We start from the raw sequence: 23,238 nt of genomic DNA on the forward strand, positions 1-23,238 counted from the left end.
TGTGTACGGCGAGAACCCTGCTGCGCCACGGGAAGCTCCAGTCCGGCATCCGCACACATGACGGACATGACCTCCAAGACTGCCGTTGACCTGGCCAGAACCGCATCCCGTCTGGCATCCGCCCGCGCCTACTTCGCCCGTCTGGGGTTCCTTCACGCTACCGGGCCCACCTCGCCCGACGGCGGACCGGAACTGCCCGGTGTGGACCTGCCGGAGGTCACCGGTCAGATCCGTTTCATCGACGAGCACGGCCACCGTGTCACCGCATACCGCCGCGGCCGCTCCAACTGGGTCCTTGACCACACAGACCACGCCGGCGGCGAAGTCCTCCGTTTCTTTTCTACTCCCCAGCTGGTCAGGGAGCTGAACAACCGCAGCGAAATCGCTGTCGAGGTGACCAATGGGATTACTGCCTGAACCGGCACCCGCCGGCGACCTGCTGAACGAGGCCCTGGAGAAGGTTGCCCCGGGCAGCGTTGAGGCCCGGGCGCTCCACCGCGGCCTGCGCCAGCTGGAAGGCTTCGCGGGCGAGGACCTGGCGGCGAAATCGGTACGGGCAGTCTCCGAGGCAATCCTCACCGCACGCAAAATTACCGGTCGCAGGGACAGGGTCAAATTGCCTTCCCGGGGGTGACCCGCAGCCCGTTCGTCGCCCGTCCGTACACATGGGCCTTATGCACTCAGAACAAGCCTCGTCCGGCGCGAACACCTTCGCCGTCGCAGACGCCACCACCTTTGAGGAGCTCGTCGAGCTCCTTCATCAGATCAACCGAGAGCACCTCGTCTCCCACGTCGCCATCATCGCCCAAGGGCGCATGTATTCAGCCTTCCACATCGAAAATCAGGGGTGGATCATGGAAGACGGCAGTCCCGAAGAACGGATGATCCTCAGCCGCGGCCAGTGGGCTTACAAACCTCTTGCTCTCTCCCGCATCTGGAGCGGCCCTTACACGGTGCTGTATGTCGAGGGTGTCCAGTGAACGCCCTCGAAGCAATCCGCGCCAGACTGAGTGCGGTTGGCCCGGCAGCGTGGGCTGTGATGGACGTCAATGATCCCGGCGAGGGCGTGAACTTCATCGACGTCTACGCAGAAGAGGACGGCCTTCCGATGATTTGCCGGATGCCCGACCCTGCCGAGTACTCCACCAGGGAGGGACTTCAGGCCGATGCCGCCTTCATCGCCCACGCACCATCGGACATGACCAAGCTCCTCAGCGCCATCGACGCCGGCCTGGAACTGGCCGACAAGGCCGCAGCACTCTGCCCTCCGGGGGACTGGCCGGAAACTGGCGGGATGGCCGAAGCGGCGATCGCTGACTGGGGCCGGGCATACCGCGCCGCGGTCGAAAAGGCTCTTGGGGGTGCGGCATGACGTTGCGCCTCCAGGCTGCGCTCCGCGCGGACAACGAGTCCCAATTCGACACCCAGGAAGACCGGGTGCGGGCCATCATCGCCGCTGTAGAAGACCACGACCGGGCCGACGGCATTCTCCGCCTCACCGCTGAGTCAGTCCGGGAGCTTAGCGACAGTGCTTGGAAGAAGGGCTACCAGGCCTGCTACGAAGGCCAGCAGCGACACAGCCCTTACCAGGCTCCCCGGGCAGGCTCCACGTCCGACACATAGCCTGGTCTCCGCATGGTTGTTGGAGACAGGCCGGCGGTGATGCCCCGGCATAATCCCAACAGAAGGACAGACATGGCCGAGATACCCGAAGGCTACGAGCCTGCTCAGAACGCCGCCGCCAAGGACTACGTGATGGAGGCCCTCTACGCGGAGTTCGAAAGGCAGGGCATCAATACCGGCCAGGATGAAGATCCGAATGCACCGGAGATGATCGACTTGGCCGACGCCATCGTCGAGAGTCTGTTGAAGGTTTGTGTCGTCGTCCCCCAGGACCTCAAAAGCCCATACGAGGTACATCGGGAAGCCCTGCCGGGGTAGAGGGAAGGCGCCCGGCACGGGCTAAACCCCCGCCTGCCCGTTGCCGGCATCCCACACCCACGATGTAATTCATACCAGTTTTTACGGTCAGAGGGGCGCTAAGGGTCTAATTTGCGGGGCTTTTCTGCCCCTGGCTGAGCCATCCGAACTTCCCGTCCTCAGCCCGTTACCGATCAAGGCGGCGAAGGCCGTTCTGCTAGCGGGTTTTTCGCTGCTTCAGCCAGCAAGCGACTCCTAGTTCCGCGGCTTTGTCTGGGTCTGTGCAAACCCCGGAGGCCGTGAAGGCGGTTGCCGGAACACTGTTGGGTGTGGGTTCGGGGACTTCGCGGAGAAGCCACCCCTGGTCCTTGCGGAAGCGCTCTGTGAAAGGTATCCGTTCCACATGCGTGTGGCGCGGACGGGCGAGTAGCCATTTCTTTTTCTGGTTTGGAGTCGTGTCGGCTCCTCCGCTGTGGATGATCCGCTCCGCCATTGCGGCTGCTTCCTCGAGGTCCCGGTGCCCCCAGAAAGCCAAGGCCAGCTGCTCCGGGTCGGCGTGCACGGGGTAGCCTCCCGACAGGGCCGGGGACACAAAGTGCCATGTTCTTCCTTGCAGGAAATCCAACGGGGTAGGCCGGAGCCCCTCGTCGATGCCCGGCTGCCGTGCTGCCTCTTCCACAAAGTCCGCCAAGGCTTCAATGTCCGCGGTTGTGCGGGCCGGGTCCTCCCATTCGTACGGACGGTCTTCCCAGTAGTCATCCACTGCCCAATACCACCGCGGTGTGCGCCGTTCAGCTTCCGACGGCGCGTCGGAGTGCTCAGCCGGCCAGACGGCCACGCGGCTTCCGACCTTCTTAGTGGCTACCAGGCCCGTTGACTCCAGCTGGTCCACCATACGCGTGACGGACTTCGTGTCCCGGTCCGGAATGACCCCGGCCAGATCAACTTGGAGAATGCCGGGACGGTTCCTGACAGCTTCCAGGATCGCCGTGAAGCGGCTGTGATCTTCTTTGTGCTGAATTGCCATGGCAAGGCGTTCGCCGTGAACCACCGGCGCGGCGTCGGCGTTGCGGCGGTGGTGTGATTCCAGGACCGTATCAAGGTCATTGTCGGGCTTGTCGCCGAACTGGGGCCGGTAAGGCTGCCGGGCAGCTTCCAGTGCGAACTGTTCAATGGCGATTACGCGGTCAATCACGTCCAGTCGCCCGAAAATCGACGCCAGATATAAGGCAACCCGGTCGGGGGCAACAACATGAGGTCCGCTGGCGCGGGTTGTCATGCGGTAGCGCTGAGCTTCCTCGTCGAGCGCCTGGGCGGCAATGTCCAGTGCCCCTAAGTAGTCTTCCTCCCTGACAGCCTGCTGGAAGCGTCCCCACCTGAATCTCGGCAGCTCTCCCAGGACCGACATCCGGAAGTCATCCAACATCTTGTCGCGCCTAACTGGTATGTACACAGTCCGTCCTATCCTCGGCAGAGGTTGCCCCGGAACATCCTATGGTTTCTGTCCCTGGTCATGGTGCCAGCTGCCTCATCCTGACGGATGCCCCGGACATGCCATCAATGGTTAGCCGTCCAGGTGTCGGATCGACGAGCGATGTTGTAGACGACGTCGACCCAGGAGGTCGGGAAGACAGGTGCCCCAGCGATGGCCGCGCGCAAGTCCTCGCCCGCGACCAAGTACGGGGACGAGCTGGTCACCCCGATCGTCGACCACACCGCGACAAGGGGCTGGACCTCGAGTTCCATGCGGGCGGCCCGCGCCAGGTACTCGCCCGCCAGGCCGGCGTCGCGGCCAATCGATTCGATCCACTTCTGCCGGTACCCGTCCGCGTAGACGGCCTCGTCCTTGGCGGTCACCTCATAGCTGCTGGCCTTGGTGTTGACCGCATGTATCCCGGTCGGCCCGATGACCAGGTGGTCGATGTCTTTCCGCGGGCTCAGCGGAACCGAGTGCAGCGCCCGGTAGCCTTCCCGCTCCAGGCCCGCCAGGACGCCGGCTGTGCGCTGCTCCCCCGCTACCCCTGCCTTGTAAGAGGTGTCGTCCAGGTTCTCGATGAGCTGGCCGGGGCGGTTGGCGGACAGGTCGAGCCAGGGCACAACCTGTGATGCCCGCGGAGCAGGAGTCGGAACCGCCTCGACGGCAGCAGGACCGACTGGCGCCGTAAATGGCTGCGTGTTGGGAGACAGCCCGGCCAGGGCCTGCCGGAGCAGTCCCGCCGTGTCGCCGGATTCGGGGACGGCGGCGAGGGTGGCCAGGTCCAGGTAGCCTACCTTGGACCCGTCCGGCAGGTTGATGTACAGCCGGCGGAGCTCCTTGAGTTTCCACGGGTTGTAGACGAAGGTCGGCGCCTGCTCGGGTGCGGGCTGTGGTTCAGGCCGTTCAGTGACAGCCACCGAAGAGATTGCCTCCGGCTCAGTCGCGGGCTTCATCCAGGCGAACGGATCCATGCTGTGCTCCCTCGGGGTCGTTTGCCAGGAAGCATGCGTAGGTCACTCGCGAGACGGCAGTGTCGTCTTCTCCACGTAGCGTGACCGGCCTGATGTCCGCTTGGGCCGGACGGCTTCCTTGGGGGCGGGCGCCCCCTCGTAGGTCTTCATGTACCGGTAAAGGGTGGCCTTGGACCAGCCGACGGTTTTGGCGGCGTGCTCGGCGGTCTTGCCCTGCGCCATCAGCTCTCGGGCTGTGTTCACCCGGTCCCTGGCGATGGACTCCTCCATCGGCGCCGGCCCGAACCGGACGCCCCGCTTCTGGGCGCTGATGACCCCGGCCCGCACCCGCTCGTTGATGAGCTCCCGCTCGTACTCGGCCAGCGTGGCCATGATCGCGAGCTGCATGCGGCCCTGGACACTGGTCGGGTCCAGGTTGTCCATGATGGAGTACAGCTTGATGCCCCGGGCCGTGAAGTCGTTGACGGTGTTCAGCACATCGATTACGGAGCGGCCGATCCGGTCCAGGCGCCAGAAGTAGATCTCGTCATCCTCCCGGGCGTAGTCCATCAGGGCCTTCATGCCGGGGCGCTCCTTGGCTTCCCTGGCGCCGGAGAGCTCGTCGGTGAAGATCCGCTTCGGATCGACGCCGGCATTGATGAGCGCTTCGACCTGCATGCTGGCGTCCTGGTCCGAGGTGGAGATGCGGGCGTATCCGAGTTTCATCGAAAGCTCCTGTCGTAGCAGTCCGGGTTTCCTTGAGGACTTGTGAGACAACAACTTGTACCGGCTTGGTGAGACATTTATAGCTCCAGAACGGCGCAAAAACGGCTATTGGGGCATCGGTCCTATTACCTATAGTTCGTGAGACGATCCGGGAAGTCTCTCCCGCCGACTTGCCCGTCGTTCGCCCGTAGACTTCGTTCCGTGATCAAACTCCCGGTGGATGACCAAGACGAGGTTGAATTCAGCAGGTGGATCATGCGGCTGTTTGATAGGTCGTCTGACATTGATGAGGCCTTAACTCCCCTGCTGGATCCACAGGATGGCTCACGCCTCTGCCGGGACGATGAGAGGATCGAGCATTATCCGGTGTCCGGCTATGCGTCAGGGCAGCTGGCCGTGGCCTCCGGATGCATCGCCTCCCTCAAGCAGATGATGGTCCGTGAGTCGGAAACAAGGGTTGATATGCTGGCCAGCCCGTTCGGCGCCTATACCTTGATTCGCAACTCCTTGGACGCCGCAGTTGTTGCACTTTGGCTCCTGGAACCAGTCAACGGGACCTTGCGGATAAAACGCAGGATCATGCTAGGCGTCGATGAAATTAGCAACACTGCTGCTTTCCGGGTAGCCATGGGACAGCCATCGCCGAAACAGAAGCGTCGCGCCCGGATGCAGGAGGTCGCAATTCTCGCTGGGCTTGGTAGCTGGAATCCTTTGAGCAAGTCCGCAAAACTGCCCTCAACGACGCAGATGCTCACCGAGATTGAGCGGTGGCATCCGAACGCTGTCATGCCCTGGCTGGCGGCGTGGCAACTCGCGAGCGGACATGCACACGGGAAGCTATGGGCCCACCTGGCCTCACACGAGCTACAGGAAGTGGGAGGCACCCGCACCGAAACCGGCGCCCACTTCCGGATGACCATCCGCTATGGAATGCTCACCGCTGTGCTATTCGAGGCAGTCCAGCTGCTCGAGACAGCGGGCAAGCGCTACATTGAGCTATCGAGCCGTCAGTGAGCCCTGACATCCGCCGCCCCTGGACGTTCGCCGCGGTGTGCGTCATGGTCCCGGCGCTGCCCCTGCTGGTGTTCAGCCTGGCAGATCCCATCATCCAGCTGCTGCCATGGTATGCAGCCGTCTATCTGCTGATCGGGGCCTGCATCTTCGGACCCGTCGGAAAACTTCCGCCGCTGCGGCAGGCCGTGGCGTTCCTGCTGCCCGGCGCCCTGCTCGTGGGGGCCGGCCTTCTGGATCTCGGCTTTTGGGCCGGTGGCTGGCTGCTCGGGCTCCCGGCCTGGGGGCTGCTCCTGAGCAGGTGGACTCCGGAGAACCCGCTCCCGGCCGTGCAGCTGCTGAAGTTCCTGGGGCTCCTGCTGCTCGGTATGGCGCTCTTCACCTTCAACGCCACCTGGGTGATCTTCAGCCTCACAGTGTTCCTGCTGCCGGCCATCCCGCTCCTCCGTCTGGCCCGACGTAGCTACAAGGACGGACAACTGCAGGCCGCCGTGGAGGTACTTCTCTCGGTGGCCGCCGTTGTGGTGGCCGTAGCGCTTCCAACACCGGCCGGGTCATGGAGTTCGCCCTGGATGCACGCCGGCGGCGCCGCCACCGCAGGGCTCATGATGGTGTTCTGGGCTGGCTTTCCCCGCCATTCCGGGCCTCTCAAATTGAAGCACGGGGCCATTGTCTAGGTCCTCAGCCTGACGCCACCTCGACCAGAGGAGGCCACCCGGCTAACCGACTCCACCATTCAGCAAAACAATTCGAAGGGCGACCTCGTCATGGACCGTGGAGGCTCCGACGGCCGTCCGCGAATTGCGCCTAGCCCACCTGGGCATCATTCCACGCCCGCTTGAGTCCGCCGCAACTTACGAACGGCCGTTGACGAAGTTTCGGCCGCGTGCCAACGTTGGCTTATGTCGGCAGCTACTGTACGAATCGCTGCAATCCAGGCCACTCCGGTAATCCTCGATGCAGAGGCAACGGTAGCGAAGGGACTCATTCTCCTAGGTGAGGCATCGGCGGCAGGCGTGAAACTCGCGGTTTTCCCGGAGCTGTTCGTTCCCCTGTACCCGTCAAGCATTTGGGCTTACAACGCGGGCCGCTTCGACGGGTTTGATGACACCTGGGCCCGTCTCTGGAACGCCTCTGTCGACGTACCGGGACCCCAGATCGACCGCTTCATCTCCGCCTGCGCGGAGCATGACATGTACTGCGTGCTTGGAGTCAACGAAAGGGAGTCCACCAGGCCGGGAAGCCTTTACAACACGATGGTCCTACTTGGCCCTGAGGGCTTGCTCCTGAAGCATCGCAAGCTGATGCCCACCATGCATGAGCGTCTGTTCCATGGCATTGGTGACGGGCAGGACCTGTCTGTCGTCGATACGCCGCTCGGTAAAGTCGGTGGCCTCATTTGTTGGGAGAACCGCATGCCTCTGGCTCGATATGCACTCTATCGACAGGGCGTGCAGATCTGGGCAGCTCCGACTGCCGATGATTCCAAGGGCTGGCTCTCCACGATGGCTCATATAGCGATCGAATCGGGCGCCTACGTGGTGTCGGTCCCCCAGTACATTCCCCGATCCGCCTTTCCCGATGACTTTCCCGCCCAACTCCCTGACGGTGATAACGCGCTTGGACGTGGTGGTGCCGCAATATTTGAGCCAGTCAACGGACGCGCCATAGCCGGCCCCCTCTACGACGATGAGGGGATCGTTATCGCCGACATCGATCTAGGCAGGTCTCTGGCTGCCAAGCGATACTTCGACGTCGTGGGGCATTACAGCCGCGACGACGTCTTCCGCTGGCCTGGCTAAACCCAGCCCGGCTGCCAAGGCTCCCCACCGCTCCGACGAACGACTGCTCACCAGGGGCCATAGCACCTAAGATCCATTCGGGTTGGGGGCCAGTGGACCAAGCAGGGCGTCCTTCAGTTCCTCACTCATGCCAGGCGGAACCTCAAGGTCGACGCCCATGGCCAGGACCGAGCGACTGATGAAATTTCGTGCAGCGGCGGTCATCGTGATGTTAACGATCTCGCGGTCACTGAAACCCAGGTCGCGTAAGCGCTGCGTGTCTGCGTCCGTCATGGCGGCCGCGTCCGTGCAGACCCTCACGGCGTAGTCCATCATCGCTACTTCAGCCTCGGACAGGTCGGCATTATGAAAGTCTCTTGCGATGGCCAGGAGTTGCTCTTCCTTGAAGATGCGGAGGGACTTCTCACCGTGGGCCAACCTGCAATGTGTCGAGCCGATAGCTTGGGAGGCAGCCAGCGTTACCAGCTCATAGCACCGTGTCCCCAGCGGTTTGCTGACGGCTTTGAGGAGCGATTCGGCGGCCAGGTACGCTTCCGGGTTCAAGCTCAGCGCCTTCGTGTAGCTAGGCACATATCCAAGCGACCGTCGGTCGTCCTCGTAAATTTCAGCAACCAGGCCAGTCGCCTCGGCTTCAGGCGTCATCCGCAGGATCGACATGGGAACTCCTTCGATCAGTCGGCCGCAGCCGACAGCCGGTACTACCTCTCCCAGCCTGGAGGTCATGATGTGGACCCATTGTGGCTTCTGCCGGAGGCATAGTAAATGGCTGAAACCCCCGTTTATGGAATCCCCGGGAGTCGTGACCAGGAAGGCGGATTGATACCCGATGCTAAGCATGCTTATGATAGATCCAATCGGATGGGGATCCGGTGGTGTGAAGGGGAATCGAGAAGGGTGCGCTCAGTGAACGGGGCGCACCTTTTTCGTGCTCGGGCGCTGCGGAGTTGCTTCCAAGAATCAAAGTGGCACGGTCCTGGACTTTCGGCATGCACCCCTTAGTGGCGATCGGCCTGGTGTTCCTCGCCGCGATTGCCTGGACGGTCACCATCGTCACGCTGCTGATTGTGGTGGTCAAAGCCCGGCGCCGGCCGCCATCCCAGGTCAGACGCGCGGCCCAGAGGACGGAGATGCCGGGCTCCGATGAAAGGGCCGCTTAGTCGGGTCTGGGCGCCTAGCTGATGACGCGCCTGATGAGTGCAGCTGCATCCTGGACGGCGTCGTGGGCCATGGTCAGTGGTTCAGGATCGCCGGCTACCGTCAGGCCGGTAATGTCCCAGAGCCCGAAGCTGGCCCAGCGGGGCTCATAGAAGGACCACCAGGAGAGGCCGGCGTAGTCTCCGGTTTCAAACATGGACCGCGCCCACTGCTGGGTGGAGGCCCGGTCCCGGGAGACAACGTTGCTGGGGCGCAGCGACCATTCCTGCAGCGCCGCCGGGTCATCCAGATCCAGGATCGGCGGATCCCCCTCGTGCTTCACCAGTGCCTTCCGGGTGCCGTATGGGGTCCCTGGCGGCGGGGCCAGGATGTCGGAGGTCCACACCGGGTACCGGCCGAACGCTTCCGCCGCCGCACCTTCAGCTGAGTCACCCACGTAGAGCACTGTGTATTCCCGGTCGGGGTCGTCCACCCTGCCGGCTCCCTGCCGCGGCCAGATGTAGAGCGGGTGACCGTTCTCCGCCGGGTTCGAGGCGTCGGGATGCCAGTTGAGTACGCGCCAGAACTCCACCTAGGCGAACGCTCCCTGTTCGAAGGCCCGGATCGCCTCGATCACCGGGGCGGCGCCTTCGAGCCGGTACACGTCGATGGGGCGGGCTCCCAGATGGGGGTCCTGGCCTTCGAGCCACAGCCTGGCCTGGGCGGGGGTGAACGCGCTGTGCAGGTGGCCCACCAAGGCGTCCAGGTCGGCGAGCTGCGCCCGGTTTTCTTCGTTCGGCGCATCCTGCCCGGAGACCCACCGGCCGGGCCTGTCCTTGTTGACTCCGAGCAGGGCCGCCACTGCGTTGTTGCCGAGCGCGTTCACAAGGCGCTGGGTGATGGCCCGCGGGCCGTAATCCGGGGCGTCTTTCAGGCCCGCCAGGTTGACGGTGACCGTCTTGGCCGGGGCCTTGCCGCGGCGGACGACGCGGCGGGGCGTTACTTTGAACCCCTTCGGGAGAAGGATGACACCGTTCCGCATCGTGACCGTGGTTTCCCGGCCATCACCCTTCAGGATCACGGTCTGCTCCGCGGCCTTCCGCTGCTTTTCCATAGCCCAACACTATCTGTTGGGCAGGCTGGGCGGTAGGGTCGGCGGCAGCCGAAGAGCGGGCGGGCTTGGGCAGCGGCGTTACGTCGCTGTGCGAAGTGCGGTGCGTCTGTCTCGCACCATCACCCGTAGCTGCTCTCGTTTGAGGTCAAACAAACCGATTCCTTCTATGAGGTCGCTTAGCTTTCGGTATCCGTAGTTGCGGGGGTCCAAAGACGCCTGATTGCTGATGTGGGCTCCCACTGAGGACAGGTGCGCCCATCCATCATCCCCACTGGCTGCTTCGACGGCGTTCCGTATCAACAGCACAAGGCGGGTGTCGCTCCGAAGCTTCTTCGAGTCGACCTCACCTCCCGATGCGGCCTCCGGGCTTACCGGCGGCTGCCCGAGTCCCTCGACGTAGGTGAACAGCGAACAAGCGTTGACGAACGGTTCCGGCGTTTTCCTCTCCCCGAACCCATACACCTTCAAGCCATCCGCCAGGATGCGCATGACCAGTGGAGTGAAGTCCGCGTCGCTGGACACCAGGGCGAATCCGTCAACCGAGCCGGACTGAAGCAGATCCATAGCATCAATCACCATCGCCATATCGGATGCGTTCTTACCGGCGCTATAGGCGAACTGCTGCATGGGACGAATCGCGTAGGGGTGAAGAACGGCTTCCCACTGCTGAAGTTGAGGGCTCTTCCAGTCACCGTAAGCACGCCGAACATTAGCGACACCATGTTTGGCGACCTCAGCGAGGATGACGTCAACCTTAGATGCCGGCGCGTTATCAGCATCGATGAGCAGAGCGATGTGCTTCTCGTCAGAGTTCATTCGTTGAGGATGTCGGCCGAAACGGAGGCGCGTCAACTTATCGATTACCCCGTGCAAAGATCTTTGTCCTTCAATACGGATCAGCCAGTCATCCCGGTATAGCTCCTCGCTCGCGCAGCTACTCCGCCCCGCCCTCATCCTGCAGCTCGCCGGCCGCGATCCTCTCTGCGGTGCGCCGATAAGCCTCAGTGATGTAGTCCTCGATGTCGTTGGCCCCGATGCGCCACACGCCCCTTCCCCCGACCTGGATTCCGCGAAGCTCCCCTGTCTTGATGAGCCCCCGGATCAGACTGGCCTTCACGTTCAGCTCCTCCGCCGCCTGCTCGATCGTGAGGAATCTACGGGGGTTCTTTGGTTCGTCGGTCACCGGTTCATCCTATGCGCGGTGTGGCCTTGGATCTCGGTCGTGTCGCCGTTGTGGCCCGCGCCCGGCCGTGGACCCCCCCACGGGGAATCAACTCAAGATCGACACAAGAGATTCCGAGGATTGACCGAATCCCTTCCCCCGCTCCCTCCTGGCTTCCTAGAGTGTTTTAAGGCATCAACGACTACGTCTGGGGGACGTATGAGCACGAGTGGAATCCAATCCCGTATGCAGCCGAGCATGGCACGGCCACGGCCAGCAGAGCTGAGGAAACCAGAGGAACTGCCGCGTCAGGCCGCCGGAGCTCTTACGCCAAAGGGGCGGGAGCATGAGGTGCGGCGGCTGATTCGCGACCTCGCTGCCCTTGCTGCTAACCGCGGTGCGCAGGTCTCGTAGATCATGAAACAAATCTTCGATACGACCCACAACTACAAAACCGACACCCCCTCCGCCAAGCCCGACGCCGACAGGGACAGCCAGATCCTGCGTGCGGACCATGAGCTGCTGTGGACCAAAAGGCTTCCCGCATCCGAGCAGATTTTCGCTCCGAAAGTGACACCTCGCAAGACTGAGTACCTCATCTTCACGGACGCCAATAGCGACAGATTCTGCTACGGCAGCGATGCCATCACCAGCTCCTACACAGACTGGGTGAAGACGAAGAGGCCGAGGTCGAGGGCTCTGGTCGAGGCCATCGCTGGGCTAAACCCTGAGCAGCGGGCCCGTTACCTCGACCCTCCATACACCATCGGTAGTGCGATGATTTGGCCGGTTCGAAGCAAGGACTACCACACCGTCAACAGAGTACGGGGGAGGAACATACTCATCGCGGATCGGATGGATCTCACGCTCGAATGCATCCAGCTCCACTACGCAAGGAAAGCCGGTCACCCTCTCGAAAAAGCAACTACCGCCTACGACGACTTTTTCGAACTGTTCGGCACCTTCAAGGGATTCGTAGAATTCTTCCACTTTCAAGACCTGATAAAGCCCGGCACCGACTACCAGAAGATCGAGTACTTTCTGAGGCCGAACAACTTCAAGCGTGCCGCAACCCCGGCTACAACAGATGAGTACATCGAGTACCGGGAGAACATCCTGGCGTTCATCAAGAAACGGACCGAACGGATGGCCGACTGGGTCATAAAGAATCGCCCCGACGTTGAGGTTCGCCAGTAGCGTTGCAGGACCTCAAAGGACCCAAGGCGAAACCCTAACGACGGCCTAGTAGTCGATGGCCTTCCGGTCCATGGACTTGAGCGCGGCGAGCCGTGCTTCCACTTCGGTCTGCTCACCGAGGTCTTCGAGGGAGGCGAACTGGGCATCCAGGGATGAGGCGGCGAGTTCCTGCTGGCCGCGGACCGTGGCTTCCTGGCGGCGGATGCGCTCCTCGTACCGGCCGATGGCCGATGTCGGGTCGCCAGCGTCGAGAGACTTGAGCGCCTCATGGACTTGGGACTGGGCGGCCGCCGTCCGGGACCGGGCCACCAGCTCGTTGCGCTTGGCGGTGAGCTCGTGCAGCTTGCCCTTCATCTGGTCGAGCCCGCCTTTGAGCTTGTCGACGATCTCGTTCTGCGCGGCCAGGCCCGGCTCCTGCCCCTTGGCCGTCGACTCGGCGGTCATCTGCCGCTGAAGAGCGAGCCTGGCCAGGGCATCGAACTTGTCGGCGTCCACACCGTTCCCGGCGGCCCGGAACTCATCAGCTTTCCGGGAGGCGGCAATGGCCTTGCTGCCCCAGGAGTTGGCGTCGTTCACGGCCCGCCTGTAGTCCTCTTCGGCCATGCGGACGTTGCCGATGGTCTGCGCGACTGCGGCTTCGGCTTCGCGGATGTTGGCCGAGTAGTCCCGGACCATCTGGTCCAGCATCTTCTGCGGGTCTTCGGCGGAGTCCAGGAGGGCGTTGATGTTGGCATTGGCCAGCTGGGCAACGCGGGCGAAAATACTCTGCTTCACGGGGATCTTTCTATCGATCGTCGGGTTCAAATTTTATGTGTACGGCACCATCAGGGGCCAGATGCAGGGCGCCTCTGTGTGCCGGTCTACCCCCGCCTGTCGGCAGCCCCGCGCCCAGATGACCCGTCCGGCTAGAGCGGCCGGCCGAAGGGATAGTCCACCCACGCCCCCGCGCCTTCTTCCGGGCATGCCCGGCCGGCACCATCTCGCGCGGACCGGTAGTCCGCGGGGAAGCGGGCTCCCCGAAGCACGGCGTTCAAGTCAACGCCGTATTCCTCTCGTCCGTCGGCGAAGCGCGCGTCATAGTGAATGCTGCGGTAGCGGCTTCTCAACCAGCGATGAGTCTTCCACGTTGCTGTGGCCCGGATAGCAGTCGGCATTTCTGAAGTCATACCTTCATCCTCGCTTCTCAAATGGCTACCTAATCACTCCCATGCCTTGTAGATGGCGTGATCTGCACAGGCCCAGAGGGCCGCCACGAGAATGAGGGCGCTCCCCCAGCAGTCTCATCAAGCGTCGCCCACAGGCTGCTTAGGGCGGTTTCCAGCCGTGCGGCCCAGGCGACCCCTGTGGAAGCTCCCGCGAGGAACCCTCCAAACCAGGCATATCCTGCTGCGCCCAGCGCGACCCACACAGCGATGAACAGCACGAGAACGACGGATCCCATCCACCGCCTGGTCACGCCAAAACGGACGAGGACTGCACCTGCGAGCAGGCCCGCGACCATGGCCCCGAGTTCAAGCAGCACCTGCTGTGTTGGCAGAAACACCATCACCGCCACAGTAGCCATTAGGACCAATCCGCTGAATATTAGCGCTCCCTTCCAGGGGCGCCTGCGACTAATTCCCACCATTGCCGCCTTTCGAAGGCTCATCATTTGGCGGCGAGTTCTTTGCGACGGAAGGTCCCGGCAATGGAGAGCTTCTTGCCGTATTCGATGGACCCGTACCGGAAGAGGTGGACGGCGAGGCGGAGGATGAGGAGCCCGACGATGAACAGTTCGGCGATCACGATGGTGGCCTCCATGCCGGAGAGGGTGCCGAAGCCGTTGCGGAGCATGGCGGTGACGGGGGCGGTCAGCGGGAAGTACGTGAACACCTGCACGATCACGGAGTCCGGGTCGGAGATGATGAGGCTGAACGTGTAGAAGGGGATGAACATGGCGGCCATGAGTGGGCCGAAGATGGTGCCGGCTTCTTTTGCGGTGGGCATGATGGCGCCGATGGCCACGAGCACACCGGTGAACAGGGTGAACCCGCCCAGGAGGAGCAGCGCGCCGGTGATCATGGGGCCGGGCTCGATGATCAGCGAGGACAGGTCCATCTCCGGCAGGGCCAGGGAGTCGCGGAAGAACAGGTAGCCGGCTGCGATCGGGGCCAGGAAGACGAGCATCTGGACGAGCCCGACGGAGAACAGGGAGATGATCTTGCCGGTGATCAGGGTGGTCGGGTTCAGGGTTGTCAGGATCATCTCGGTGACCCGGTTCTCTTTCTCCTCCAGGGTGGAGTTCAGCATCTGGTTGGAGAGCAGGATCATGGCCACGTAGAACAGGACCAGGAACAGCAGCGGCGGGATGACTGATTCGATGCCGCCGGAGGGCTTCCCGTCCCGGTACGTTTCGGAGTCGAAGTCCACTCCCCCGGACAGGGCTGCGGTCAGGCGCGGGTTGGCGACCTGGGACTGGGCGGCGGCGTTGAGCAGCTGCTCGGCCACGGCCTCGTACTTGCCGTTCTCGAACATGCCCTTGTCGGCGCCGTAGACCTTCACCGGTTCCGTGGAAGGGTCCGCCGGGTAGTCGAAGTACGCCTCGGAACTGCCGTCCTTCACCGCTGCGATGGCCGCGTCCGGGTCGGTGGCGGTCTTTCCGCCGGCGGCCTGGGCCATGCCGGCGGGGATGATGCCGGAGGCGTCCGTGTACGTGAAGGACAGCGACGCGTTCTTCTGGGCGTCGGCGCTGGCCTCGGTGCTGGAGTTGGAGGCGTAGATCAGGACGAAGAGCAGCACCAGGAGCACCGGGATCGACAAGGTGGCGATCGCGAAGCCCTTCTTCTTGATGGTCCGGGTGAATTCGAACCCGACGACGGTGCCCAGGTTGTGCTGTGAAAATGCCATTACTGGACCTCTGCCATCTGCTGTTCGCCGTAGACCTGAATGAAAATCTCCTCCAGGGAGACCCGCGCGGTCGTGAAAGACCGCACCGCAACGCCGGCCTCGACCAGCTCACGGAGGACGCCCGTCTCGGTAGCCCCAAGACGCGGGGCCAGCTCAGCCCGGCCGCCGGCATTGGTGACGACGTCGTACAGTGCCGAGGCGGGCAGGATGCCCTCGAAGGTGACCCGGTAGAGGGTGCCGCCGAACTGCTCCTGCACCTCGGAGACGGTGCCGTAGGCGCGGGCAGTGCCGTCTTTGAGCAGGATGACCCGGTCGCAGAGCCGCTCAACTTCCTCCATCTGGTGGGTGACCATGATGACGGTCGCGCCGGCCAGCTTCTGCTCCTCGATGATGTCCATCAGCAGGCGCCGGTTCACCGGGTCGAAGCCCTTGGTGGGCTCGTCCAGGATGAGCAGCTCCGGGTCGTTCATGATGGTCACGCCGAGCTGGACTTTCTGCTGCTGGCCGCCGGAGAGCTTATCCAGCCGGACCGCGGCTTTGTCGACCAGGCCGACCCGCTCCAGGTACTCCTGCGACCAGGTTTTCGCCGCCGTCTTGGACAGGCCCTTGAGCCGGCCGAAGTAGACCATCACGTCGAGGACGGCTTCCTTCTTGTACAGGCCGCGCTCCTCCGGCAGGTACCCGAGGCGTGCCCCGTCCCGGGGTTCGAAGACCTTCCCGCCGATGTGCAGGGTCCCGGCGGTGGGCTGGTAGATGCCCAGCAGCGCCCGGAGTGTGGTGGTCTTCCCGGATCCGTTACTGCCCAGGAACCCGAAGGTCTCCCCCGCCCTCACATCGAAGGACAGGTCTTTGATGACCGTGGTGTCCCCGAAATCCATCCGGAAGTTTTGAATGTGCACAAGCGGCTCTGCCGCGTCCCCCAACGTCATGCTGCCCAGCCTATCTGTCGCCCGGAATGGTCCCTGCCCATAGGCATGCGTAGGGCGAGGCCAGGCGGCTGCTGGCATCCTCAGTTGAGGGGACCCACTGTGTCAGGGGGCAGCGGTGGACGGGCTCGGTCAGCAGTAGACGCTGAGCTGGGGTGCGGTGCTGGTCCAGACATTGGTGGATCCCGGGACCTGGTACTGGGCCTCGATGGAGTAAGTCCACCAGCCGCCGGCTGCGGCGCCGGCCTGGAAGTACCCGCCCGGGGTCAGGTCAACGATTGCCTGGGTGGTCCCGGCGGGGTCTTTGACGCGCAGGACGTAGTTGGTGGCCCTGGGTACGGTTCCGTGGCTGGTGACCGAGATGGACAGGCGGTGCTTGCCGCTGTTGCCGATCGGGCTGCAGCTGGTGCTGGCGGTGTTGCCCGCCGGTGCTGCCAGGACGAGGGCGCTTGCCGTCATGGCGCTGGTCGAGCTCGTGGTGAAGACCGCGTGGGCGGCCGGTGCGCCGATGAGGAGGCAGGCCAGGGCCGCGGCGGCAGGCATAAGCCCACGCCGCAGCGTTGTCCTGTAATCCCTCATCGGTCCCTTCCCGGGTGGCTGGCCGCGGCGCCGGGCGAAGTCCCGTGTGCCTCTCGGGCGCGGCCTTCATCTACCCTTCCGGACCAAGCTCAAGAAAGACTCAAGCCTGGCTCTGGAAGGCATCAAAACCCGCGCCTCGCCCAGTGATCCAGACCACCAGAATGGCGCTGACCTGCGACGATACCGATTCTTGACTGATTCTTGAGCGTATGTGTTGCCCCTCCTTGAGTCTGGCCCGGAAAGGTAAACCGAGGTCAGGCCAAGCAGTGCGCCTGACCCACTTTCTTCGGCCGGCCCACTGGGGGTAGGCCCGTCAAACAAAGGACTCAGAATGGGCATCAGCATGAAAACCACCTCCGGCAAGATCCTCGCCTCCGTCGCCCTGGTCGGCACCGCGGCAGCCGTCGCCGGCATGGGCACGTACGGTGCGTTCACCTCCAGCACCGCGGCGAACGCAGCTGTTACCGCCGGTACCGTTCAGATCGCCCTCGGCGCGCCCGGTGCGAACAACACCCTCAGCGTCCCGGTCGGAGGCGTCCTGCCCGGTGACACCGTCGAGAAGCTCGTCACCCTGGCCAACACCGGCGACTCGGACCTGAACGCCGTCACCCTCACCACGGACGCCGGCGCCACCGCCTCCGCCCTGACCACTGAAGCTGTCGACGGCCTGCAGCTGACCATCGAAAACTGCAGCGTTGCCTGGACCGGGACCGCCGCACCGTACAGCTGCGCTGGAACCAAGAGCGTCGTCCTGGCCTCCTCCCCGATCATCGGCGCCAACCGCGCCCTGGCCAACCTGACCGCCCTCACCGCCGCGAAGACCGACTACCTCAAGGTGTCGACCACGCTGGCGAAGTCCGCCCCCAACACCGCCCAGGGCGCCTCGAGCACCATCGGCTTCGCCTTCTCCGGCACCCAGCGCACCGAGACGGTCAAGTAAGACTCCGCCTGCCCGGAACCTGATCCCCCAAGACCTGAAAGCCAGCCATGAGCACCGCACTGAAATCCATCCGAACCCCCAATGTCACGGGTGAGGTGCGGCGCCGCGGCCAGGCAGCCAGTGTTTCCGGTTCCGGGCGGGCGGCCACCCTGGCCCGCCGTGCCGTCTCGGTGGTGACGACGGCGCTGTTCGTTGTCGCCCTCGCAGGGTTCCTCGCCCTTGCCGTTGGGCCCCGCATCTTCGGCTACCAGACGATGACCATGCTCACCGGCTCGATGTCGCCGCTGATCAACCCGGGCGACGTCGTCGTGACCTTGCCCGTCCCCACGTCTGAGATTAGGACCGGGGACATCATCACCTACCACATCCCCGTCGAGGACCAACGGGTGGAAACCCACCGGGTCGTCGAGGTGACTGACCATCTCGACGGGAGCATCACCGTACAGACCAAGGGCGATGCGAACAACGGTGTCGACCCGTGGCTCGCCACGATCAGCGCAGCGACGGTCGACCGGCACGTAGCCACGATCCCCCACGTCGGTGCCGCCATCCGAACCCTGCGCGAACCGGTCATCCTGAACACCCTCATGTACGGGGCGCCGGCAGTTCTCGTCGTCGGCATGCTCGCCTCCATCTGGAACAAAAAGCCTGAATCGGACAGGGCAGAGGCCGCGGTGCTGCCGACAGGCACCAATGCCTGAGCACCCACTGATCGACTCCCGGGCCACCCTCGACCTCGCGGACCAGATGGACAGCCCTCACGCCGCCCTGCGGTTCCTGAGCGACTACCTCGTCATGCTTCAGGGCCGGCTGGGGCGCATCCTCGTTGGACTGACCGGCGAGGACGCGGAAACCTCTATGGATGCCATCCTCAGCCTGAAAATTTCCTCTGCCATGAACGGCGCACACCAGGCCGCAGCCAGCTGTCATTCCCTGGAGGCCTTGGTTCACGGCGGCTGCTTTGAGATGGCCCGGGCCGAGTCCGTCAAGCTGACCGCCATCGTCTCCCGGCTGACGGACTCCGCCGCCGCCCTTCTTGAACAGGCGATGGCCGATCTCGGGCTGGAGAGCCTCCAGGACACTTTCGGGGCGTCCCGGGCCGCCTAAAGCGTGCGGATCACGATGAGCTTATGGCCTTCAGGGACCGCAGCGTCCAGCGCTGCCTTCGCTTCCTCGTAGCTTGAGCCCTGGGCAGTGACGCGGCTGTGCCCGCCGTCGGGGTCCTCTACGGTGCCTGTAATCTCCACCCGAAAAGTCTAGGCCAGGGAATCCTCAGTCCCGCCACCGCGGCCACGTAATGCTGGCCACTGGAATCGGGTAGCGATTACTCGGGTGGCGTCCAGCTCCGGCCCGTACCTTGGGTTTCAGGAGCCGGCGGCGAGAATGCCGTCTGAGACCGCGTGCATTCGCCCCAGCCGCCGCCGGCCCCCACACTCCTTATCCTGCGACGGGCTCCAGGTGGAATTCGACCCGGTACTTCATGAACCGGATGTTCCTGGTCATGGACAGTGCCCGCCGGATCCGCAGGTCATCTTCCTGAGCGATGATCACACCTTCGACGCTCTGCCCCGGCTCCAGCAGCGCCTCCTGGACGAAGCCCATGTAGCGCTGGATCTGCCCGACGACGGCATCGCTGGCCCGCCCACGCTTCAGCTCGACGACCAGGAGCCGGGTGCGGTCCTTGCTGATCGCGAGGATGTCCATGGGACCGGTATCGGAGGGGTACTGCTGGCCAACCGGCTGTCCGTCCTCGCTGTAGATGTCGTACTCGCGGCCGAGCGACGTGCTGGCCCAGTTGTGGACCAGGAAGTCCTCGAGCTGCTTCTCCATCTGGAACGCGAGCTGATCCTGCACTTCGGACGAGATCGCCTGCACGAGGGGCTGGGCCGCCTCCGAGAGCTGAGTCAGGCTCGCAAGCTCGGCGGCGTGGGCTTCCAGCTGGAACACGGTCATGGGCACAGCGGCCGTCGAGGCCAACGTGGGGCTCATGTCGTCCCGGTTGATGGAGCCTTTCCAGTCGACGGGCCGGCGGTGAGGCAGGTCTGTGCCGGGGTGGTACTCGTAGCCGCCGGTGACGATCCCGTACTCGTAGGTACGGTCCGGTTTCGGTGCCAAGACCAGGTCGCCGTCGGCGATACCTTCGGACGCGGCCCACAGGTTGCCCATCGCGAGGCCGACGGATACGCGGGTCTTCTCCGGATACATGTCCTGGTAGACGCTATTCATGGCCCCGCGGAAGACCTCCGCTCCCGCGCCCAGGTGGGGTCTGATGTCGTAGTCCCCGATGAAGTCGACGCCGAGGTACCCGGCCTGAACCATTTCGTTGGCGAACTGTGCGCCGCGGCCCTGGCGGACCACCCATGCTGTCGTCATTGCTCTCCCGGTGTTGTGGCCTGCGGGCCGGTCAGTCTCTCCCTGAACGTATCCCATGCGGAGGCCGCTGCAGACCCGTGCCGCGACCCACGCGCTGCGTGTGCCGCCTCACATTCACAAGGCGTTCGGGTGGCGGGGCGCTGCGGCGGTGGCCGTCCCGCTAACGTAGTCGGGTGCAAAAGTTAGACACGTCCAGCCAGATGGCCACGTGGCGGGTCCGGTTCGGATTCTGCTTCATGGTGGCCCTGCTGGTCGTGCTGGCCTGCCGTGTTGTCGTCGTCCAGGGTTTCGACCCGGAGAGCTACGCCTCCCAGGCGGCCACCAAAAGGACCCAGGTCTCCGTCCTCGCGTCCGAACGGGGCCAGATCCTGGACAGGAACGGCACCATCCTGGCCCAGAGCGTCGTCCGCTACGACATCGTGGGCGCCCCCAACGTCAACACCTCCACCGACACGTTTCGGCGGGTGAACGATGACGGAACCGTCTCGCGGGTCACCCGGGATGAAGGGCTGCAGCAGCTTGCGGACCTGCTGGACCTGCCCGAGCCGGACGTCCGGGACCTGCTGACTGGCGATTCGCAGTTCACCTACCTGGCCCGGTCCGTCGACGCGGGCCTGGAACGGGCCATCATGAAGCTGGCCGTCCCCGGCGTGGAGTCCCGGCCGGTGAAGAAACGTTCCTACCCGCAAGGAGCCGTGGCCGGCAGCCTGGTCGGCTTCACCAACGACGAGGGCGGGGCAGCCGGGTTGGAGCTCACCATGGATGACACCCTCGACGGGGTGGACGGCGAAAGGACCTACCAGATCGGTGCGGACGGCATCATCATCCCCACCGCGCCCCTGCAGGTCACACCCGCCGTGAACGGCAGATCCGTGAAGCTCACCATCGACACCGACCTTCAGTACATGGCCCAGCAGGCCATCGAAAACCAGGTGGCACGCCTGAACGCGGACTGGGCGAACATCATCGTCGTCGAGGCCAAGACCGGCAAGGTCCGGGCCATGGCCGAGACAGACTCCGTGGACCCCAACGACCCCGGCGCGACGGCGGTGGCCTCCCGCGGGGTCCGCTCCATCCAGGCAGCCCTCGAACCTGGATCCACCGACAAGGCCATCACCGCGGCCGCCGCCATCGAAGAAGGGCTCATCGCCCCCGAGTCGCGCCTGGTGGTCCCGCCCGGCTACACCGTGAACGGGCAGTACTTCAAGGACTCCTTCGAGCACGAGACCGAACACCGCACGTTCGCCGGCATCATCGGGTCCTCCATGAATACCGGCACCGTCATGGTCGGCCAAAAGCTGACCAGGCAGCAGCGTTACGACTACCTGCGCAAGTTCGGCATCGGGGAAAAGACCGGCATCCCGCTGCCCGGTGAGTCCTCGGGCCTGCTCGCCCCGCCCGAGTACTGGGACGGCCGGCAGGAGTTCGCTGTCCTCTTCGGCCAGGGCGTCTCCCAGACGCCCCTGCAGACGACGATGGCGTTCCAGGCGATCGCCAACGACGGCGTCCTGCTCAAGCCCCAGCTGATCGAGTCCTACATTGATCCGGACGCCACCGAGCACCCGGTCGCACCCGAACCGGGGAGCCGAGCCGTGAGCGAATCGACCGCCCAGAAGACCCGGGACATCCTGGAAAGCGTCGTCACCGCCGGCGGCGCCAAAGACATCAAGGTGCCCGGCTACCGGGTCGGCGGGAAGACTGGAACCGCGGAGGCCGTGGCGGACAACGGCGGGGGCTTCGACGGGTACACCGCCTCCTTTGTCGGCATGGCCCCGATGGATGACCCGCAGTACGTCGTCATGGTCAACGTCCACCGGCCCCAGGGCGACATCTACGGGATCTCGACGGCACCGGTGTTCAACAACGTCATGAGCCGGGTCCTCACCACCTTCAACGTCTTGCCGTCCACCACTGCCCCGGTCGTCCTGCCCCAGAAGTACTGAGACCCCGCGCTAGGCTCGATTAGAACACAACCATTGGGGGACCTCTCGTGAACTACGCTCCACAAGTCGGCGTCCTGGCCGTGCTCTACGTCCTCGTCATGGCCGTCCTGACCGGCCTGGCCATCTACGTCCTGATCCTGGTCATCACGTTCCTGCGGCTGCGGATTGCCGAGATGAGGCGCGCCATCCCACCTGAGGGCCAACCCGGCGGCCATGGCGGCGTCTAGGAGGGCCGCACCGCACCCCGAGTTCGTGCTTATGTACCGGAAGGGCATCCCGGCATCGAAGATCGCGGCCATCACCCGCACAGCCGAGACCACCGTCCGCTACCACCTGCAGTCAGCGGTACGGGCTGACCCCGGCCTCCGGGATCAGCACCATGCGGCGCTCACCGCACCCGCACCCAGGCTTACCCAGGCCGGGCTCCGGAACCTCGCCGACGTCCTCGCCTTCCACCAGGCCGAAGGCCGGCCGCCCAAATCCGGCGGGAAGACTGCCAGGGAGCGGGCCCTGGGAGCCTGGCTGAATAACCGCCGCAAGGAATCAGCCGCCGGGACCCTCTCCCCCACCTACCGTGACGGGCTGGCCGCCATCCAGGGCTGGGACAGGCCCTCCACCCGTAAGACCGATGACGAGACACGCTGGCAGCAGCGGCTGAGGGACCTCCAGGCACTGCGGGCTGCCGGCGGCGACTGGCCGCGACATCAGAAGACCGATGACATGCACGAACGCACCCTGGGCTTATGGCTGCACGGCCAACGGATGACCCGGCGAGCCGGCAAGATGAACCCGGCCAAAGAGAAACTCCTGGACGAGCTCCTGCCCGGGTGGCGGGAAGGCCGCGGCCACCGCGGTGGACGGACGAGAACCGCTGGCTGGGCATAGGCTTTTTGTTCGCTGGCCGCGGTCGGTTGTCTGGTCAGCTGGGCGGGCAAGTGTCTGCCAGTCACTGCGCCCACCCTTTCGAGGCTCGGCACATGGCACTGCTTCATGCGACAATCGCGGGCTTGCCTCCGAAGGTGTATCGCCGCCAGATAAGGCGCCACAGATTCCGCGTACTCCCGGAACGGGCAGGTCCTAATAGCCACCGCTTCAGCA

General features: G+C 64.2%; 31 protein-coding genes. 17 read left to right on the forward strand and 14 right to left on the reverse strand.

What is annotated here, in order from left to right:
- The first annotated feature begins 66 nt into the window (after positions 1–66).
- From HTS88_RS12185 to HTS88_RS12210, 6 genes are all read left to right on the forward strand, one after another.
- Positions 67–417 (forward strand): hypothetical protein, encoded by a 351-nt coding sequence (locus tag HTS88_RS12185; RefSeq protein WP_174178703.1) that lies wholly within the window; start codon positions 67–69, stop codon positions 415–417.
- Positions 401–634, forward strand: a complete 234-nt coding sequence (locus HTS88_RS12190; protein WP_174178705.1) for a hypothetical protein — start codon at positions 401–403, stop codon at positions 632–634. The genes HTS88_RS12185 and HTS88_RS12190 overlap by 17 nt, the downstream gene beginning before the upstream one ends.
- 40 nt (positions 635–674) lie before the next feature.
- On the forward strand, positions 675–980 hold the full coding sequence (locus HTS88_RS12195) for a hypothetical protein (protein WP_174178707.1): 306 nt from the start codon (positions 675–677) through the stop codon (positions 978–980).
- On the forward strand, positions 977–1,372 hold the full coding sequence (locus HTS88_RS12200; protein WP_174178709.1) for a hypothetical protein: 396 nt from the start codon (positions 977–979) through the stop codon (positions 1,370–1,372). The genes HTS88_RS12195 and HTS88_RS12200 overlap by 4 nt, the downstream gene beginning before the upstream one ends.
- Positions 1,369–1,623 (forward strand): hypothetical protein, encoded by a 255-nt coding sequence (locus HTS88_RS12205; protein WP_174178710.1) that lies wholly within the window; start codon positions 1,369–1,371, stop codon positions 1,621–1,623. Before HTS88_RS12200 ends, HTS88_RS12205 begins: the two co-directional genes overlap by 4 nt.
- A gap of 72 nt (positions 1,624–1,695) precedes the next feature.
- On the forward strand, positions 1,696–1,941 hold the full coding sequence (locus tag HTS88_RS12210) for a hypothetical protein (protein WP_174178712.1): 246 nt from the start codon (positions 1,696–1,698) through the stop codon (positions 1,939–1,941).
- A 196-nt stretch (positions 1,942–2,137) separates the two neighbouring features.
- Here the strand turns inward: HTS88_RS12210 and HTS88_RS12215 are convergent, their stop codons facing one another.
- The 3 genes from HTS88_RS12215 to HTS88_RS12225 all read right to left on the reverse strand — a co-directional run bounded on the left by HTS88_RS12215 (position 2,138) and on the right by HTS88_RS12225 (position 5,073).
- Positions 2,138–3,346 (reverse strand): hypothetical protein, encoded by a 1,209-nt coding sequence (locus HTS88_RS12215; RefSeq protein WP_174178714.1) that lies wholly within the window; start codon positions 3,344–3,346, stop codon positions 2,138–2,140.
- Positions 3,347–3,477: 131 nt separating this feature from the next.
- Entirely contained in the window at positions 3,478–4,368 is an 891-nt protein-coding gene (locus HTS88_RS12220; protein ID WP_246256251.1) for a nuclease-related domain-containing protein, read from the reverse strand.
- Between the two features lie 42 nt (positions 4,369–4,410).
- Positions 4,411–5,073, reverse strand: coding sequence for a recombinase family protein (locus HTS88_RS12225; protein ID WP_174178716.1), 663 nt, complete (start codon positions 5,071–5,073; stop codon positions 4,411–4,413).
- Positions 5,074–5,274: 201 nt separating this feature from the next.
- On the opposite strand from HTS88_RS12225, the gene HTS88_RS12230 reads away from it, so the two are divergent.
- From HTS88_RS12230 to HTS88_RS12240, 3 genes are all read left to right on the forward strand, one after another.
- Complete coding sequence (locus tag HTS88_RS12230; RefSeq protein WP_174178718.1) at positions 5,275–6,087, forward strand: hypothetical protein; 813 nt, start codon at positions 5,275–5,277, stop codon at positions 6,085–6,087.
- Positions 6,084–6,761 carry a hypothetical protein gene (locus tag HTS88_RS12235; RefSeq protein WP_174178720.1) on the forward strand — a complete coding sequence of 226 codons (678 nt, stop codon included), beginning with the start codon at positions 6,084–6,086 and terminating at the stop codon, positions 6,759–6,761. The genes HTS88_RS12230 and HTS88_RS12235 overlap by 4 nt, the downstream gene beginning before the upstream one ends.
- Positions 6,762–6,986: 225 nt before the next feature.
- On the forward strand, positions 6,987–7,886 hold the full coding sequence (locus tag HTS88_RS12240) for a carbon-nitrogen hydrolase family protein (protein ID WP_174178722.1): 900 nt from the start codon (positions 6,987–6,989) through the stop codon (positions 7,884–7,886).
- Positions 7,887–7,952: 66 nt separating this feature from the next.
- On the opposite strand, the gene HTS88_RS12245 is transcribed toward HTS88_RS12240, so the two are convergent.
- The gene (locus HTS88_RS12245) at positions 7,953–8,543 is read right to left on the reverse strand and encodes a peroxidase-related enzyme (protein WP_174178724.1); all 591 of its coding nucleotides are present in this window, start codon (positions 8,541–8,543) and stop codon (positions 7,953–7,955) included.
- Positions 8,544–8,872: 329 nt separating this feature from the next.
- Between HTS88_RS12245 and HTS88_RS12250 the strand changes: the two genes are divergently transcribed.
- Positions 8,873–9,043 carry a hypothetical protein gene (locus HTS88_RS12250; RefSeq protein WP_174178726.1) on the forward strand — a complete coding sequence of 57 codons (171 nt, stop codon included), beginning with the start codon at positions 8,873–8,875 and terminating at the stop codon, positions 9,041–9,043.
- A 14-nt stretch (positions 9,044–9,057) separates the two neighbouring features.
- Here HTS88_RS12250 and HTS88_RS12255 read toward each other — a convergent pair whose 3' ends face one another.
- The 4 genes from HTS88_RS12255 to HTS88_RS12270 all read right to left on the reverse strand — a co-directional run bounded on the left by HTS88_RS12255 (position 9,058) and on the right by HTS88_RS12270 (position 11,317).
- Positions 9,058–9,612: an RES domain-containing protein gene (locus HTS88_RS12255; protein WP_174178728.1), complete on the reverse strand. Its 555-nt coding sequence runs from the start codon at positions 9,610–9,612 to the stop codon at positions 9,058–9,060.
- The gene (locus HTS88_RS12260) at positions 9,613–10,134 is read right to left on the reverse strand and encodes a hypothetical protein (protein WP_174178730.1); all 522 of its coding nucleotides are present in this window, start codon (positions 10,132–10,134) and stop codon (positions 9,613–9,615) included.
- Between the two features lie 78 nt (positions 10,135–10,212).
- Complete coding sequence (locus tag HTS88_RS12265) at positions 10,213–10,950, reverse strand: NYN domain-containing protein (protein ID WP_174178732.1); 738 nt, start codon at positions 10,948–10,950, stop codon at positions 10,213–10,215.
- A 118-nt stretch (positions 10,951–11,068) separates the two neighbouring features.
- Positions 11,069–11,317: a helix-turn-helix domain-containing protein gene (locus HTS88_RS12270; protein WP_174178734.1), complete on the reverse strand. Its 249-nt coding sequence runs from the start codon at positions 11,315–11,317 to the stop codon at positions 11,069–11,071.
- A gap of 396 nt (positions 11,318–11,713) precedes the next feature.
- On the opposite strand from HTS88_RS12270, the gene HTS88_RS12275 reads away from it, so the two are divergent.
- Positions 11,714–12,493 carry a DUF6994 family protein gene (locus HTS88_RS12275; RefSeq protein ID WP_174178736.1) on the forward strand — a complete coding sequence of 260 codons (780 nt, stop codon included), beginning with the start codon at positions 11,714–11,716 and terminating at the stop codon, positions 12,491–12,493.
- 45 nt (positions 12,494–12,538) lie between these two features.
- Here HTS88_RS12275 and HTS88_RS12280 read toward each other — a convergent pair whose 3' ends face one another.
- The 4 genes from HTS88_RS12280 to HTS88_RS12295 all read right to left on the reverse strand — a co-directional run bounded on the left by HTS88_RS12280 (position 12,539) and on the right by HTS88_RS12295 (position 16,884).
- Entirely contained in the window at positions 12,539–13,267 is a 729-nt protein-coding gene (locus HTS88_RS12280) for a PspA/IM30 family protein (RefSeq protein WP_174178738.1), read from the reverse strand.
- Positions 13,268–14,140: 873 nt separating this feature from the next.
- Entirely contained in the window at positions 14,141–15,379 is a 1,239-nt protein-coding gene (locus tag HTS88_RS12285; protein ID WP_174178740.1) for an ABC transporter permease, read from the reverse strand.
- Entirely contained in the window at positions 15,379–16,308 is a 930-nt protein-coding gene (locus tag HTS88_RS12290) for an ABC transporter ATP-binding protein (protein WP_246256253.1), read from the reverse strand. Before HTS88_RS12290 ends, HTS88_RS12285 begins: the two co-directional genes overlap by 1 nt.
- A gap of 129 nt (positions 16,309–16,437) precedes the next feature.
- On the reverse strand, positions 16,438–16,884 hold the full coding sequence (locus HTS88_RS12295; RefSeq protein WP_174178742.1) for a hypothetical protein: 447 nt from the start codon (positions 16,882–16,884) through the stop codon (positions 16,438–16,440).
- Positions 16,885–17,215: 331 nt separating this feature from the next.
- Between HTS88_RS12295 and HTS88_RS12300 the strand changes: the two genes are divergently transcribed.
- Genes HTS88_RS12300 through HTS88_RS12310 form a run of 3 tightly spaced genes read left to right on the forward strand, consistent with a single transcriptional unit; the run spans position 17,216 to position 18,931 of the window.
- Complete coding sequence (locus HTS88_RS12300; RefSeq protein ID WP_174178744.1) at positions 17,216–17,824, forward strand: TasA family protein; 609 nt, start codon at positions 17,216–17,218, stop codon at positions 17,822–17,824.
- Positions 17,825–17,871: 47 nt separating this feature from the next.
- Entirely contained in the window at positions 17,872–18,525 is a 654-nt protein-coding gene (locus HTS88_RS12305; RefSeq protein ID WP_174178746.1) for a signal peptidase I, read from the forward strand.
- Positions 18,518–18,931 (forward strand): Hpt domain-containing protein, encoded by a 414-nt coding sequence (locus tag HTS88_RS12310; RefSeq protein ID WP_174178748.1) that lies wholly within the window; start codon positions 18,518–18,520, stop codon positions 18,929–18,931. Before HTS88_RS12305 ends, HTS88_RS12310 begins: the two co-directional genes overlap by 8 nt.
- Here the strand turns inward: HTS88_RS12310 and HTS88_RS12315 are convergent.
- Together HTS88_RS12315 and HTS88_RS12320 are read right to left on the reverse strand one after the other, a co-directional pair.
- Positions 18,928–19,071 carry a hypothetical protein gene (locus tag HTS88_RS12315; protein ID WP_174178750.1) on the reverse strand — a complete coding sequence of 48 codons (144 nt, stop codon included), beginning with the start codon at positions 19,069–19,071 and terminating at the stop codon, positions 18,928–18,930. The two genes, HTS88_RS12310 and HTS88_RS12315, sit on opposite strands and share 4 nt — an antisense overlap.
- 190 nt (positions 19,072–19,261) lie before the next feature.
- Positions 19,262–20,197: an endonuclease NucS domain-containing protein gene (locus HTS88_RS12320; protein WP_174178752.1), complete on the reverse strand. Its 936-nt coding sequence runs from the start codon at positions 20,195–20,197 to the stop codon at positions 19,262–19,264.
- Between the two features lie 173 nt (positions 20,198–20,370).
- On the opposite strand from HTS88_RS12320, the gene HTS88_RS12325 reads away from it, so the two are divergent.
- The 3 genes from HTS88_RS12325 to HTS88_RS12335 are packed head-to-tail and all read left to right on the forward strand — an operon-like array spanning position 20,371 to position 23,025.
- Complete coding sequence (locus HTS88_RS12325; protein ID WP_343044952.1) at positions 20,371–22,140, forward strand: peptidoglycan D,D-transpeptidase FtsI family protein; 1,770 nt, start codon at positions 20,371–20,373, stop codon at positions 22,138–22,140.
- 47 nt (positions 22,141–22,187) lie between these two features.
- The gene (locus tag HTS88_RS12330) at positions 22,188–22,367 is read left to right on the forward strand and encodes a hypothetical protein (protein ID WP_174178618.1); all 180 of its coding nucleotides are present in this window, start codon (positions 22,188–22,190) and stop codon (positions 22,365–22,367) included.
- A complete protein-coding gene (locus HTS88_RS12335) occupies positions 22,354–23,025 on the forward strand; it encodes a helicase associated domain-containing protein (RefSeq protein WP_174178754.1) in 672 nt (223 codons plus the stop codon). The genes HTS88_RS12330 and HTS88_RS12335 overlap by 14 nt, the downstream gene beginning before the upstream one ends.
- The last annotated feature ends 213 nt before the right edge of the window (positions 23,026–23,238 follow it).

It is taken from the genome of Pseudarthrobacter oxydans (genome assembly GCF_013314975.1).
Taxonomy (GTDB): domain Bacteria; phylum Actinomycetota; class Actinomycetes; order Actinomycetales; family Micrococcaceae; genus Arthrobacter; species Arthrobacter oxydans.